Raw genomic sequence first — 14,719 nt, forward strand, 5'->3', positions numbered from 1 at the left:
CGCCCGCTTCGTCGTGTGCGCCCGCGCACAATCGGCCCATCGGCGTCAAGCGTTCAAGCGGCGCACGAGGGGGCGCGAGGAGCGTATGTGGAGAAGACCCCCCGGTAACGCCGCGTACCCCCTCCGTGAACGCGCTCCTTCCGGGGCTCGTACCTCAACGCGGCTTGTTCTGGCTATTGCGGGGCATCCGCCCCACAAGGAAATCTGAGCGCACGGGTGGCCCGCTCCGCTCCGCGCGCGTGAACAAAAGGAACGATCATGAGCTCCGAGCAGTGCCCGAGCTGTGGCGGCCAACTCGCCGTGAACCAGGACGGGTGGAAGATCTGCCACTCCTGCGGCTATGCCTCCCCGCCCGGGGTCGTGCCCGCCCCCTCCCTGCCCGCGCATACCTGACCTGCCGACTCCTCCCGCCGCCCGATCCGTGAAAGCCTGAGACTCCGCACCCCCCGTTCCGCCCCCTCCGTACCGCTGAGCGAGGCACCATGGTCAATCCCTGGCTGGCGATGGCGTCAGGCACCGACCCCGCTGAGCGCACCCGCGATGTGCGCCGCGCCCATGAGGCGTTTCTGACCGAGGGGGCGGTGGGTCCGGCCGTACGGCCGGTGGTGGCGGAGTCCTGGCGGCGCTCGGCCGACGCCCGGGTCACCCAGGAGTGCAAGGCGCCGATCGACCTGGCGGACGACGCGCTGGACACCTATCGCGCGGACCATCCGCTGGCCCGGGTGATGCCGCTGTTCCGGGAGTTGCTGGGCACCATCGCCTACGACGGGGCCCATCTGCTCGCGGTCTGCGACGAACAGGGCCGGCTGCTGTGGGTGGAGGGGCACGCGGGGGTACGGAACCGGGCCGAGGGGATGAACTTCGTGGCCGGAGCGCGCTGGGACGAGCGCCACGCGGGCACCAACGCGCCCGGGACCGCGCTCACCGTCGACCACGCGGTGCAGATCTTCGCCGCCGAACACTTCAACCGCAGCGTGCAGCCGTGGACCTGCGCCGCCGCCCCGCTCCACGATCCGCACACCGGTCGGCTGCTGGGCGCGGTGGACATCACCGGCGGGGACCATCTGGCCGCCCCGCACAGCCTCGCCCTGGTCCAGGCGACCGCCCGCGCCGCCGAGGCCCAGCTGGGCGCCGAGCTGCCGCGGACGCGCACACCGCGGATCTCGCTGACGGCGCTGGGGCGGGACGAGGCGCTGCTGGTCGTCGACGGGCGGCGGCTGCGGCTCGGGCGGCGGCACAGCGAGATCATGGTGCTGCTGGCCGGCCATCCCGAGGGTCTTTCGGGCGACCGGCTCGCGCTCGAGCTGTACGGACCACTGGCCGACGACCGCTCTCCGGTGACGCTGCGGGCCGAGCTGTCCCGGCTGCGCCGGCTGGTGGGTCCGCTGCTCGGCTCGCGCCCGTACCGGCTCTGCACACCCGTGCGCACCGATCTGGCGGACGCCGCCGAGGCGTTGGCCTCCGGTGACGCCTACACGGCGCTGCGGGCGTACACCGGGCCGCTGCTGCCGCTGTCGGAGGCGCCGGGGGTGTGCCGGATGCGGCGGGTGCTGGAGGACGGGCTGCGGCGCGCCGTGCTCTCCCACGGCGACCCCGAGCTGCTGCGCCGCTGGGGGCAGACGCCGTGGGGCGAGGACGATCTGGAGGTCGCGGAGGCGCTGCTGACCACGCTTCCGGCGCATGCGCCGGGGCGGGCGGCGCCGGCGGCGCGGGTGCGGCGGCTGCGGGAGCTGTACGGGCTGCCGGGCGGCACCCACCAAGGCGGCCACGAGGGCGAAGCATCGCGCCACCAAAGCGGCCATGAGGGCGCCTCGCGCCACCAAGGCGGCCATGAGCACGGAGCCCTGCGGCAAGGGGGCGGCCACCGGGACGCAACGTCGGCGCAACGTGGCCGGGCCTAGCCTCCCCGTCGGCTCCGCCCGTGTCGGCGCGGGCGGAGCCTGGACGCGCACACGGACGACGCGTCCGACAACGGGACCCACCACGCGTACACCAGGGAGGCCGCCCCATGACGCGTTTCGCAAGCCCCGGCTCCGAGGGCTCGGTCGTCACCTATCAGCCGCGCTATGACCACTGGATCGGCGGGGAGTACGTACCGCCGGCCCAGGGCCGCTACTTCGAGAACCCCACCCCCGTCAACGGGCAGCCCTTCACCGAGATCGCCCGGGGCACCGCCGAGGACGTCGAGCGGGCCCTGGACGCCGCCCACGCGGCGGCGCCCGCCTGGGGCCGTACGGCCCCCGCCGAGCGCGCCTCGGTGCTGCTGAGGATCGCCGATCGGATGGAGCAGAACCTGGAGGCCCTCGCGGTCGCCGAGAGCTGGGAGAACGGCAAGCCGGTACGGGAGACCCTGGCCGCCGACATCCCGCTCGCCATCGACCACTTCCGCTACTTCGCGGGGGCCATCCGGGCGCAGGAGGGCAGCCTCTCCGAGATCGACCACGACACGGTCGCGTACCACTTCCATGAGCCGCTGGGCGTGGTCGCCCAGATCATCCCGTGGAACTTCCCCATCCTGATGGCCACGTGGAAGCTGGCCCCGGCGCTGGCCGCGGGCAACGCGGTGGTGCTGAAGCCGGCCGAACAGACGCCCGCCTCGGTCCACGTCTGGATGAACCTGGTGGCCGATCTGCTGCCGCCGGGCGTGGTCAACATCGTCAACGGCTTCGGTGTGGAGGCCGGCAAGCCGCTGGCGTCCAACTCCCGGGTGGCCAAGGTCGCCTTCACCGGGGAGACCACCACCGGCCGTCTGATCATGCAGTACGCGAGCGAGAACCTGATCCCGGTCACCCTGGAACTCGGCGGCAAGAGCCCGAACATCTTCTTCGACGATGTCTCGGCCACCGACGACGACTTCATGGACAAGGCCCTGGAAGGGTTCACCATGTTCGCCCTCAACCAGGGCGAGGTGTGCACCTGTCCCTCGCGCGCCCTGGTCCAGGGCGGCCACTACCAGGCGTTCATGGACGCCGCCGTGGCCCGTACGGAGAAGATCACGCAGGGCCATCCGCTGGACACCGACACCATGATCGGCGCCCAGGCGTCCAACGACCAGCTCGAGAAGATCCTGTCGTACCTGGACATCGGCCGGCAGGAGGGCGCCCGCGTCCTCACCGGCGGCAGCCGTGCCGAGCTCGGCGGTGAGCTGGAGGGCGGCTACTACGTCGAGCCCACGATCTTCGAGGGCGACAACCGCATGCGGGTCTTCCAGGAGGAGATCTTCGGGCCGGTGGTCGCGGTGACGCGGTTCGGCGACTTCGACGACGCGATCGGGATCGCCAACGACACCCTCTACGGGCTGGGCGCGGGAGTCTGGACCCGGGACGGCTCGACCGCGTACCGGGCCGGGCGTGCCATCCAGGCGGGCCGGGTGTGGACCAACTGCTACCACGCCTACCCGGCGCACGCCGCCTTCGGCGGCTACAAGCAGTCCGGAATCGGCCGCGAGACCCACAAGATGATGCTGGACCACTACCAGCAGACGAAGAACCTGCTGGTGTCGTACTCGCCGAAGAAGCTCGGCTTCTTCTAGGCCCCGAAAGGGCGGGTGCGGGCCCGGGTCCGCACGGAGGGCGCCCGATCCCCTGGGGTCGGGCGCCCCAGCGCGCGCAGCGCGGAGCGGGCGGCGTTGTGGCCGCTCATGCCGTGGGCACCGGCGCCCGGTGGAGTGGCCGCGGAGCAGAGGAAGACACCCGGCACGCCCGTGCGGTACGGGTCGGGGACCAGGCGGGGACGCGTCACCAGCTGGAGCGGGGTGTTGGCGCCGGAGATGATGTCTCCCCCGACGTAGTTGGCGTTGTACAGCTCCAGTTCCGCGGTCGACATCGCCGTCAGGGAGACGATCCGCTCCCGCGTTCCGGGCGCGAAGCGCTCGAACTGCCGCAGCATGGCCGAGGTGGCGTCTCCCGTGTAGCCGTGCGGCACGTGCGCGTAGGCGGAGACGGGGTGGATGCCACCGGACGAGCGGCCGGGGTCGGCCAGATACTGCTGCGAGACCAGCATGAAGGGCCGCTGGGGCATCCGGCCGCGGTGCACCTCCCGCTCGGCATGGGCGATCTCCTCGAAGCTCCCGCCCAGGTGCACGGTGCCCGCCCGGCGGCAGTGCTCGGCGCGCCACGGGATCCCGCCCTCGACGGCGAGGTCCAGCTTGAACGCCCCGGGGCCGTGGCGGAAACGGGCGTAGGCCCGCCGGACCCGGGCCGGCAACCGGTCGCCGATCACCTCCGCCGCGGCGGCCGGGACCAGGTCGAGCATGACGGCGTCGGCCGGGGGCAGCTCCTCGAGGGAGCGGACCCGCACCCCGGTCTCGATGCGCCCGCCCACCTCGGTGAGCAGCGCGGCCAGGGCGTCGGTGAGGGCGCGTGAGCCGCCCTTGGCCGCGGGCCAGCCGAACCGGTGCCCCATCGCGATGATCATGAGCCCGATGGCGGCCCCGACCGGCTGGGTCAACGGACCGAACAGGTGTGCCGCCACTCCGCCGAAGACACCGCGCGCCTCATCGGTGCGGAACCGCTTGGCCACCAGCGTCGGGGGCTGTAGGGCGAGGAGGCCGAAGCGGGCGAGCCGGAGCGGATGGCGGGGCACCCGTGCCAGCGGGCGCATGACCGCGTCGGCGAGCACCTCCGCGTCCGCCGCCAGGGGCCCGAACAGCCGCCGCCAGGCGGGGCCGTCCGCGCCGAGCCCGTCCGCCGTCCTCCCGACCGACCGGTACAGCGCGCCCGCGCCACCGGAGTCCAGCGGATGCGCGAGGTCGACCTCGGGCCACAGCCATTCCAGCCCGTACGGCCGCAGGTCCAGCGAGCGCAGGAACGGTGAGCCGGCGCCCACCACATGCGCCGAGGAGCAGTGGTCGAACACCACACCGGGCACGCCGAGTTCACCGCTGCGGGTGCCGCCGCCGATGGTGTCCGCCGCTTCGAGCACGGTGACCCGGAAGCCGCTGAGGGCCAGGGTGACGGCGGCGGCCAGCCCGTTCGGACCGGCCCCCACCACGATGGCTTCGCCGCTTCCCGTACGGGCCTTCATGGGCCCAGTCTGCCGGCTCACACGGGCATGTCCTCCTTGGCGGGGCTGTTGTGGTACGCGGCGACGCGCCACTCACCGTCCTGTTTGACCAGCGTCCAGGTGGACCGGATCGCGTTCTCCGCGGTCACCTCGGTCTCCCCGGCCGTCAGCACGGCCCCGCGGACGACGGCCACCGCCGCGCTGTCGCCCAGCAGCCGCACCTCCAGGACGTCACCGACTATCCGACTGCCCTGGTACGGGCCCTGGAACGCCTCCCCCATACGGGTTGCGATCTCGTCCCGGCCCTTGCGCAGATACCCGAAAGCGATCATGGTCGCGTCGTCGGTGAACACCTCGCCCAGCGCCCGCGCGTCCAGCTCCGACCAGGCCGCACCGAGCCGCTCCAACGCGGCGACCACGGCCTTCTTCTCGGTCTCGCTCTCCACCATCGGGGTCCTTCCCTCGTATGTCTCGTCCGTGTACGTCTCGTTTGTCGTGGGTGCGGGGAGTCCGGTGTGCTCGGGGGGAAGGTCGTAGCGCGCGGGATGGCGTGGACCCCGCAGCAGCGCCCTGAGCGTGCGGGCGTTGAACACCTCACGGGGCGGGGTGGTGAGGGTGAGCGCCTTGAACAGGGCCTGGGAGGCCACCGGATCGCAGGCGGCGGTGATGCGCAGCCGGTCCGAGCAGCGCTGCAACACCTTCCGCCGAGCGGTCGGCGCGGGCCCCGTCGTCCCCGGATAGCGCAGGTCCTCGTTGGACGCCATCGCCCATGCGATGTCGGTGGCGCGGATGACCGCCTCCTGGGTCCGGCCGTAGCCCTCCTCGTCGAGCGGGCCCCGCGCGAGCTCTTCGCGCAGGGTGACGGCGCTCAGCGCCGCCGCGGTCACGCCCTGCCCGTACAGGGGATTGAAGGTGGTGGTCGCGTCGCCGAACACCAGGAAGCCGGTGGGGCGTGTCCGCAGCTTGTCGTAGTGGCGGCGGTGATTGGCGGTGTTCTGGAAACCGGAGATCCGGCTCATGGGCGTGCCCTGGGAGATGAGTTCGCTCATGAGGGGGTGGCGCAGGGTCTGGGCGAAGCGGAGGAAGCCCTCCTCGTCCAGGGGAGGGTGGGCGCCCCTGGTGCCCGCCAGGGTCACCATCCATGTCCCGTCCTCGATGAGCATCATGCCCCCGATCCGGGCCGGGGCACCGCTTCGCGGGTCGCCCTGCAAGGCGATCAGGGGGAACCTGCGCCCGGTGGCCTCGTCGGGAGGACGGATCACACGGCTCGCGTAGGCCAGCCCCGCGTCGACCACCGTGGCGGGCACCTCCGGCAGGCCCAGTTCACTGAGCCACTGCGGCGCCCTGGAACCGCGGCCGGTGGCGTCGATGACCAGGTCCGCGTCGACGCTCTCGCGCGCCCCGGTGCCGCGGTGGCGAATATGAGCCCCGGACACCCGCCCCGCGTCGCCCATCAGTCCGGTGGCCTCGGCGCCTTCCAGGATCCGGACGTGCGCATGGCCGAGCAGGGCACGGCGCACGATGTGTTCGGCCAGAGCCCTGCTGGCTCCGACCGTGAAGTGTTCGCCCGGATACTGGCGCATCCAGCCGTGCGGGCCGTAGAACAGCGCCTGCGTCGGCATGGCCACCCGGTGGGCACCGGCCGCGAAAAGGCCCTCCATGGTGCCCGGGAGCAGAGTGTCCATGGCCTGTACGCCGCTGGACTGGAGACCGTGGAGGTGACGGCCCTGAGGCACGCCCTTGCGCACCTCGGGCCCGTCCGGCAGCCGGTCCCGTTCCACGACGGTGATGGTGTCCACGTACTCGACGAGGGCGGCCGCGGCGAGCAGTCCGGCCATGCCGCCACCGAGTACGAGTGCGCTGCCGAGCCTGCGCGAACCTTTCACACCATCACTTCCCTTTGCATGGTTGGTACCGGGCTGCTGTTGCTCGTTCTCCGCGCCGCTCGTGGTGTGCGGGCCGCTCGTGGTGTGCGGGCCGCTCGTGGTGTGCGGGCCGCTCCTGTTGGGCGGGCCGCTCTTCGGGGCTTGGTTTCGGGGCTCGGTGGGGTCACCCCCCGTTCCGCTCCGCCCGGTTCATCGCCTCGATCAGGCTCTTGGGCCGCATGTCGGTCCAGTTCGCATCGATGTAGTCCAGGCAGGTCTTGCGATCCGTCTCCTGGACCACGACCTCCCAGCCGGCCGGGACCTCCGCGAAGGCCGGCCACAGCGAGTACTGACCCTCGTCGTTGACCAGAACCAGGAAGGTGCCGTCGGGGTTGTCGAACGGATTGGTCATCGTCTGACTCCTCGGGACAGGGCGGACTCCACGAGCCGCTCGATTGCTTGTCTTCGGACCGGGCGGATGGAACGCGCGTCGGCGGGCGCTCCGCCGCCACCCCTCACAGCCAGCCGCAGCGGACCGCCTGCACACCCGCCTCGAAGCGGCTGTGGGCGCCCAGGCGAGCCATGAGATCGGCCACCGCGCGGCGTACGGTGCGCAGCGAGATGCCCAGCTTGCGGCACATCGACTCGTCGGTGAATCCACTGGCGAGGAGGCGCAGCAGATCGCGCTCCCGGGGCGAGAGCCCCTCCCGGTCCCGCTGTGCGGGCTCGTCCCAGGGAGTGGCCGTGACCCAGAAGTGTTCGAAGATCGTCCGCAGTGCCGCCACCGCCTCGCACCCATTCAGTTCGAGCGCGCCGCGGGTGGCGTCCTCGGGATCCAGTGGCACCAGGGCGATGTGCTCGTCCACCAGCGCCATGGGGGTCGGGAGGACGGGGACGGTACGGATCCGCCCGCCCAGCGAGGCGAGCCACCGGGCGGCCCCCAGTTCCGCGGAATCACCGCGAAAGCTGTCCTGATGAACGGCCCGGATGGAAATTCCGCGCTCCGCCACCACCCGCTCCCATTGGTTTCCCTGCTCCACGGAATTCGGAAGCTGAACATAGGAAGAGGAGAAGATGCGGCACTCCTTGACCGCCCGTCCGCACAACTCGCGCAGCCGCGTATGCACGGCATCGGCCCCGTCGAACCGCCGGACGGCACCGACGTATTCCTCACCGGCCTCGTAATTCCGGGTCACCGAGGAGACCATGGATCGGGCCTTCGCTATCTGCCACCGGCGCGCCGTGAGGTCGTCCCCGGATCCCAGATCCTCGCGGAGCCCTTCACCGAGACCCTCGCTCAGTCCATCGCCGAGCCCCTCGCTCAGCCCATCGCCGAGACTCTCGCCGAGCCTCTCGCCGAGCCTCTCGTCGAGACCGGAATCCTCGCAGGTCAGGGCGGCTCGTCCGGCCACCAGCGGATGTTCGGCCAGCTCCGCGTGGACCGCGCGGACTTCGGCTTCGGAAAGGTCCAGTCGGCGCGCGATCTCACCGACGTCGAGTGAAGGCTGAAGAAGCGAAAGCCGATACACGGCAACCGCACGCCATTCAAGTCCCCGTTCCTTGAGCATCCAACCCCCAGAAGATCACCAAGTCAATTCGATTATCACGTCGGACTCCTGGCGTCGCAACGAATGACAACCGGGATGAGTGGGCGATACCGGCCGCGGACCGCGAGTGGGCGGCTCGTTCGCTTCTACGGACGTTCTCCGGCGATCAGCACATAACCGGGGAGCCCGCCGCCGGGCCGCACTTCCACACCCTCCTCGGGCCCGATCAACTGATTGACGAGCCCCTCGCCGACCGCCCGTACCAGCGCCTCACGATGCGGCGCGAGCAGGTCCTTGAGCTTGGCCTGAATGGGCGGCGGCACGATCGTGTGATCCGACACATCGTCGATCTCCAGCAGCCGGAGCCCCGCCCGGTCGAACAGCTCCTGGTAGTCGTCGAGGTCGACCGCCGTGACGATCTCACTTCCCTCGAGCGGCCAGTCGTGTCCGGGACGGTGGAACATATCGGCGACGGCCACCCGGGACCCCGGTTTGAGCACCCGCGCCACCTCTTTCAGCGCGCGTTCCTTCTCCGGCATGTGGATGAGCGACTCGAAGAGCCATGCCGCGTCGAACGAGGCGTCGGGGTAGGGCAGTTGCATGGCGTTGGCGTACTCGAAGCGCACCCGGTCCGCCAGCCCGGCCTCGCTCGCGCGCGCGGTGGCCTGCTCCACCTGGCGGCGGCTGACCGAGATGCCGTGCACCTCGACATCACAGGCGCGGGCCAGGCTCATCGCGGGCTGGCCCACTCCGCAGCCCACATCGAGGATCCGCTGTCCGGGCCGGGGCGCCAGCCGCTTGAGCATCTGCCGTGTCAGCTGCTCGGTGGCGGTCGCCAGGTCGGCCTCGTCGTGCTCGTCGTTCCAGTACCCGAGGTGCAGATTGCTTCCCACGGGCAGATCGCTGTCGCTCAGCACGGCGTGCAGTGCGCTGAACTCGTCGTAGCGATCTCCTACTTGAGCGATGTTGCTCTGTGCCGCCGTTGACATCCGAACTGCCTCTCCGATGCGTCAAGTGGTGGTGTGCTGGTCACGCCGTTTGCCCGGCGCCGCCATTCGTGCCATTCGTGCCGTTCATGCGGCTCATGTGGTTCACGTGGTTCATGTGGTTCACGTGGTTCACGCGGTTCATGTGGTCAAGGCGGTTCATGGAGTTCAGCCCACAGCTCGCGCCGCGGCACGGCCCGCCGCGCGGCCGGACAGCAGACATCCGCCGAGGAACGTCCCCTCCAGCGAGCGGTAGCCGTGCACCCCGCCACCGCCGAATCCGGCCACCTCGCCCGCCGCGTAGACACCCGGAAGGGGCTCGCCGGTGCCGGTCAGCACCCGGCTGGACAGGTCGGTCTCCAGACCACCGAGCGACTTGCGGGTGATGATGTTCAGCCGCACCGCGATGAGCGGACCGGCCTTGGGATCCAGCAACCTGTGCAGCGGAGCCACCTTCCCCAGCTTGTCGCCGAGGTAGTTTCCCGCTGCCCGGATCGCGTTGATCTGAAGGTCCTTGGAGAACTTGTTGACCGTCTCGCGATCACGCGCGACGATCTCGCGACGGAGTTCGGACTCGTCGATCAGTTCCTCGTCGGTCAGCGCGTTCATGCCGCGCACCAGCGCGGCCAGATCCCGCTCCACCACGAAGTCCACACCGTGCTGCCGGAACGCCTCCACGGGGCCGGGCGGGCCGGGTCGGAGCCTGCCGAGCACACCCCGGATGCTCTTCCCCGTGAGGTCGGGGTTCTGCTCCGACCCCGAGAGCGCGAACTCCTTCTCGATGATCTTCTGGGTCAGTACGAACCACGAGTAGTCGTAGCCCGTGCTCATGATGTGCTTGAGCGTGCCCAAGGTGTCGTACCCCGGGAAGAGCGGCACCGGCAGCCGCTTCCCCGTGGCGTCCAGCCAGAGGGACGAAGGGCCCGGCAGAATGCGGATGCCATGGCGGGGCCAGATCGGATCCCAGTTCTGGACGCCCTCGTTGTAGTGCCACATCCGGTCGCCGTTGATGACCCGTCCCCCGGCCTTCTCCGTCACCTCGAGCATGTGCCCGTCGACGTAGGCGGGAACGCCGGCGATCATCCGCCGAGGGGGGTTGCCCAGCCGCTCCGGCCAGTTCCTGCGGACGAGATCGTCGTTGCCGCCGATGCCACCGGAAGTGACGATGACCGCCTGGGCACGGAGGTCGAAAGCGCCCACCACGTCCCGCGAGCTGGCCGCTCCCCGTTGCACCTGGTCGGGCGCCAGCAGATCGCCGGACACCGTGTCCACGGATCCGGCGGTGCGGGACAGTCCGGTGACCCGGTGGCGGTACCGCAGCTCGACCAGGCCCCGGGCGCGGGCGGCCCGGACCCTGCGGATGAAGGGCTCCAGCAGACCGGGCCCGGTGCCCCAGGTGATGTGGAACCGGGGCACCGAATTGCCGTGGCCGGACGCCGCGTAGCCACCTCGTTCCGTCCAGCTGACGAGCGGGAAGAAACGCACTCCCTGCTCCCTGAGCCAGGACCGCTGCTCCCCGGCGGCGAAGTCCACGTACGCCTCCGCCCAGCGGCGTGGCCAGTGGTCCTCCGCCCGGTCGAATTCGGCGCTCCCGAGCCAGTCCTGGAGCGCCAGCTCCTGGCTGTCCCGGATGCCCATGCGGCGCTGCTCCGGTGAGTCCACGAGGAAGAGGCCGCCGAAGGACCAGAACGCCTGACCGCCCAGCGAGTTCTCGCCCTCCTGGTCGAGCACGATGACCTTACGGCCCGCGTCGGCCAGCTCGGCCGCGGCAACCAGACCGGCCAGCCCCGCACCGACCACGATGACGTCGGCGTCGTATGACATATCTTCCTTCACCTCGGATCGGCGTCGCCGCTGGGCGGCGGTGGTGGCGGTGGTGGTGTGGATGGGCGGTGGCTTGGACGGCGGAGGGGCCCCGGAGATGCACCGGAGGGCGCGTAGGGTCGCGGAGGGGCGCGTAGGGGACGAGCAGTGGGGCGCCGCGGAGTCTCCATCGGCTCACGTCCCCGCCTGGACACGGCTCCTGACCTGGTCGAGATAGGGCAGGGCAGCGCGAATCTCATCGCCGGTCACACCGAAGTCCACGAGGCAGGCGACCTCGTTCACACCGGCCTGGGCCAGCTTTTCCACGGACCGGACGCACTTGTCGACGGAGCCGAACAGCGATGCGGTGCGGAAGTAGCGTTCAAAGGCGAAGTTGACCACCTGCTCCTGGTCCACGCCCTTCAGATCGCTCCACTGATTGCGCCAGAGGTCGAAGGAGGACTTGAGATACGCCTTGAAGGGCTCCTTCACGATGTCGCGTACCTGCTTGTCGGTCTCGCCGGCGAAGGTGTGCATCATCAGGGTGACCGTGCCGCCCGCCGGATCGAGACCGCTCTTGGCGCGGGCCGCCCGATACACCTCGATGTTCGCCGCCACCTCCTCCACCTTCTGGAAGAGCAGAGCGGTGAGGATGTTCAGCCCGCGCGCACCGGCCTCCTCGAACGTGGCCCGGCTGCTGGAACACGTCATCCAGAGGCCGGGCTCCGGCTGCATCGGGCGAGGGTAGGTGAGGACCTCGACACCGTCGCCCTCCCCATTGACCCGCTTCACCGGCTCCCCGCGCCACAGGCCGCGGATCTCCTCGATCCCGTCCATCGTGAGCTTCCGGCGCTCCTGGTAACGGTCCGGCGCCAGGACGAAATCGTTGGGTGCCCAGCCCGTACCGAAGGCCAGATCGACGCGGCCGCGGGAGAGGTTGTCCACCAGTGACCAGTTCTCCACGACTTCCAGCGAATCGTGGAGTGGAACGACCACGCTTCCCGCCCGCAGCCGTATGTTGCGCGTCACGGTGGCGAGGGCCGCTGCCGTCAGTGCCGGATTCGGATACGCGCCGCCGAATCGATGAAAATGCCGCTCAGGCATCCAGAGCGCTCTGAAGCCGTGCTCATCGGCAAACCGCGCCGTGTCCAGGAGCAGATCGTATTCCGCGGACGCATCCATGACCTCGCGGTTCGCAAAGTACAAGACGCTGAATTCCATCGACACCACTTCCCCGTGAATCCGTCTTATGTGACTCGGGCGTCCGCGCTGCCGACTCTAACCATGATCAGACGGCGCGGACAAGGGTTGGCCGGACACTGGATAATTCGCTTTCAGCATGCTGTCGGAATGCTGTCGTGACGCTGTCGACAGGCAATGGACTTCTGATTTTCCGCAGCCCAAAGATAACCTTCCCGCTTCGTTGATCACAGCGGATGACGTGGGAATTCGTGCTCACGCATTCGCTGGGAACTTGTCATTGGGGCCGGAGCCGGGGCCGGTGGCCACTTATGGCCACGATTGGCCACCCGTGGCCACGGGGCCCCGCGGAGGCACTGCGGAGGCCCTGCGGAGCTCAGCTGAGTACGTCGATGCCCTGCTTTGCGAATTGATTGAGCACGTCCTCCAGTCGGCCGAGCGCCAGGGACCGGTCCTCATTGACCAGTGACGCGAGGGAAAGCGTTTCCCGGAGCTTTTCGATCTCCGCTAGCACGGCGTGGGTGCCGGCGGTGTTGGACTCTGCGGCGCTGGGAGTGCCGGAAGCGCTGGGAGCGGTGGGCGGGTTGGAAGAGGTGGGGGATCCGGGAGAGCTGACCGCGAGGGCATTGAGCTCGTCTGCGAGGTGGACCGCGAGATCGGCCGGGGTCGGATGGTCAAAGACCATCGTCGTGGACAGCCGCAGCCCCGTGGCGCCGCCCAGCTGGTTCCGGAGCTCGACGGCCGTCAGGGAATCCAACCCCATTTCGAGGAATTCGCCTTCGAGGTCGATCTCTCCGGAGTCCCTGTGCCCCAGAACGGTCGCGGTCGAGGTGCGGACGAGCTCCAGCAGAAGCCGCTCCCGCTCCTCCGGGCTCGCCCCCAGCAGCCGGTCCCGCCATTGCTTGGCACCGCCCTGCTCGGTCGCGGCCTTGCGCAGCGGCGTACGTACCAAGTTCCGCAGCATTGGCGGGACCGGCACTTCCGGGTGGGCCTGGTGGGACGTCAGGTCCATACGCACCGGCATCACATGCGAACGGCCCACGCTGTGAGCGGTGTCGAAGAGGGCGAGACCTTCTTCGGTGGTCAGTCCGGTGGTACCGCCACGGGCCATGCGCGCGATGTCGGTCTGGCTGAGGTTCTGGGTGATTCCGCTGGCCTGCGCCCACAGGCCCCAGGCGAGGGAGAGTGCGGGCAGGCCGTGGGCGTGGCGGTGCTGGGCCAGGGCGTCGAGGAAGGCGTTGGCCGCCGCGTAACTGCTCTGCCCACCGGCACCGAGGGTGGAGGCGACGGAGGAGTACAGCACGAACGCCTCCAACCCCATGTCCCGCGTCAGCTCATGCAGATGCCAGGCCCCGTCCACCTTCGGGGCCAGCACCCGCTGGACACGCTCATCGGTCAGCCCCTCCACGACACCGTCATCCACCACCGCTGCGGTGTGGACCACACCCCGCAGCGGAAGCTGCGCCGGGACGGCCGCCAGCAGCTCGCGCACGGCGTCACGGTCGCCCACATCACAGGCAGCCACGGTGACCGAAGCCCCCGCCGCCTCCAGCTCAGCCACCAACTCGACCGTCCCCGGGGCGTCCGGACCCCTGCGGCTGGCAAGAAGCAGATGCTCCACCCCGTGCTCAGCCGCCAGATGCCGGGCCACCACACCCGCCAGCACACCTGATGCGCCCGTGACCAGCACGGTCCCGCCGGAGACCAGCGGCGCAGGTACCTCGGGGGCTACTGCGGGCTTGGCCACGCGGGACAAGCGCGGGACGAGGACGGTCCCGCCACGGACCGCCAGCTGGGACTCCTCACCAGTGGCGATGGCCCGCACCACCGCATCTGCTGCGGCGGAACTGATCTCCTGGCCATGGTCAGGGCCGGGGTCGTGGTCGGGGCCGGAGTCGAGGTCGAGGTCGGGGCCGAGGTCGAGGTCGAGGCCGGGGTCGTGGTCCAGGAGGAGGAACCGGCCGGGATTCTCGGTCTGCACCGACCGCAACAGCCCCCACACCGGAGCCTGCACCAGATCGGCCACATCCTCACCCGCCTCCGTAGCGACCGCACCACAGGTGGCCACCACCAGACGAGACCCGAACAAACGCTCCTCACCCAACCACCGCCGCACCGAAGACAACACAGCAGAAAGCGACTCCCGCACCCCGGCAACCACGTCCCCGTCACCAGCGCCCGCCGGACAGGACAGCACCACCGTCTCCGGCACCGCCTCGCCCTCATCGAGCGCGCTGATCAACGCGGACACATCCGCGTAGCTGGCACACCTCCCGCCCGCTCGGACCACCGCCTCATCCAGCCCGGCATCCGG

The 14,719-nt window shown here is 70.1% G+C and carries 10 protein-coding genes and 1 pseudogene; 3 read left to right on the forward strand and 8 right to left on the reverse strand.

Translation table 11 applies throughout. The annotated features are described in order from the left end of the window. Positions 1–258: 258 nt before the first annotated feature. The 3 genes from ABD329_RS22445 to adh all read left to right on the forward strand — a co-directional run bounded on the left by ABD329_RS22445 (position 259) and on the right by adh (position 3,532). Positions 259–393 (forward strand): hypothetical protein, encoded by a 135-nt coding sequence (locus ABD329_RS22445; protein ID WP_262704163.1) that lies wholly within the window; start codon positions 259–261, stop codon positions 391–393. Positions 394–482: 89 nt separating this feature from the next. Next, positions 483–1,901 carry a GAF domain-containing protein gene (locus ABD329_RS22450; protein WP_198278005.1) on the forward strand — a complete coding sequence of 473 codons (1,419 nt, stop codon included), beginning with the start codon at positions 483–485 and terminating at the stop codon, positions 1,899–1,901. 107 nt (positions 1,902–2,008) lie between these two features. Then, positions 2,009–3,532, forward strand: a complete 1,524-nt coding sequence (gene adh / locus ABD329_RS22455; protein ID WP_198278004.1) for an aldehyde dehydrogenase — start codon at positions 2,009–2,011, stop codon at positions 3,530–3,532. Here the strand turns inward: adh and ABD329_RS22460 are convergent. The 8 genes and pseudogenes from ABD329_RS22460 to ABD329_RS22495 all read right to left on the reverse strand — a co-directional run. Then, positions 3,529–5,025 carry a phytoene desaturase family protein gene (locus ABD329_RS22460; protein WP_198278006.1) on the reverse strand — a complete coding sequence of 499 codons (1,497 nt, stop codon included), beginning with the start codon at positions 5,023–5,025 and terminating at the stop codon, positions 3,529–3,531. The genes adh and ABD329_RS22460 overlap by 4 nt on opposite strands. A 17-nt stretch (positions 5,026–5,042) precedes the next feature. Further along, positions 5,043–6,890 carry an SgcJ/EcaC family oxidoreductase gene (locus ABD329_RS22465; protein ID WP_198278003.1) on the reverse strand — a complete coding sequence of 616 codons (1,848 nt, stop codon included), beginning with the start codon at positions 6,888–6,890 and terminating at the stop codon, positions 5,043–5,045. Between the two features lie 163 nt (positions 6,891–7,053). Beyond that, entirely contained in the window at positions 7,054–7,281 is a 228-nt protein-coding gene (locus ABD329_RS22470; protein ID WP_198278002.1) for an MbtH family protein, read from the reverse strand. Positions 7,282–7,384: 103 nt separating this feature from the next. Then, positions 7,385–8,281: a helix-turn-helix transcriptional regulator gene (locus ABD329_RS22475; protein WP_198278001.1), complete on the reverse strand. Its 897-nt coding sequence runs from the start codon at positions 8,279–8,281 to the stop codon at positions 7,385–7,387. A gap of 281 nt (positions 8,282–8,562) precedes the next feature. Then, positions 8,563–9,405, reverse strand: coding sequence for an SAM-dependent methyltransferase (locus ABD329_RS22480; RefSeq protein ID WP_198278000.1), 843 nt, complete (start codon positions 9,403–9,405; stop codon positions 8,563–8,565). A gap of 165 nt (positions 9,406–9,570) precedes the next feature. Next, positions 9,571–11,226 (reverse strand): FAD-binding dehydrogenase, encoded by a 1,656-nt coding sequence (locus tag ABD329_RS22485; protein WP_198277999.1) that lies wholly within the window; start codon positions 11,224–11,226, stop codon positions 9,571–9,573. Positions 11,227–11,400: 174 nt separating this feature from the next. Beyond that, a complete protein-coding gene (locus ABD329_RS22490) occupies positions 11,401–12,426 on the reverse strand; it encodes a MupA/Atu3671 family FMN-dependent luciferase-like monooxygenase (RefSeq protein ID WP_281404658.1) in 1,026 nt (341 codons plus the stop codon). 367 nt (positions 12,427–12,793) lie between these two features. Next, positions 12,794–14,719, reverse strand: a pseudogene (locus ABD329_RS22495) (type I polyketide synthase); the annotation flags it as partial.

This window comes from Streptomyces javensis (genome assembly GCF_039525925.1).
GTDB classification, from domain to species: domain Bacteria; phylum Actinomycetota; class Actinomycetes; order Streptomycetales; family Streptomycetaceae; genus Streptomyces; species Streptomyces asiaticus.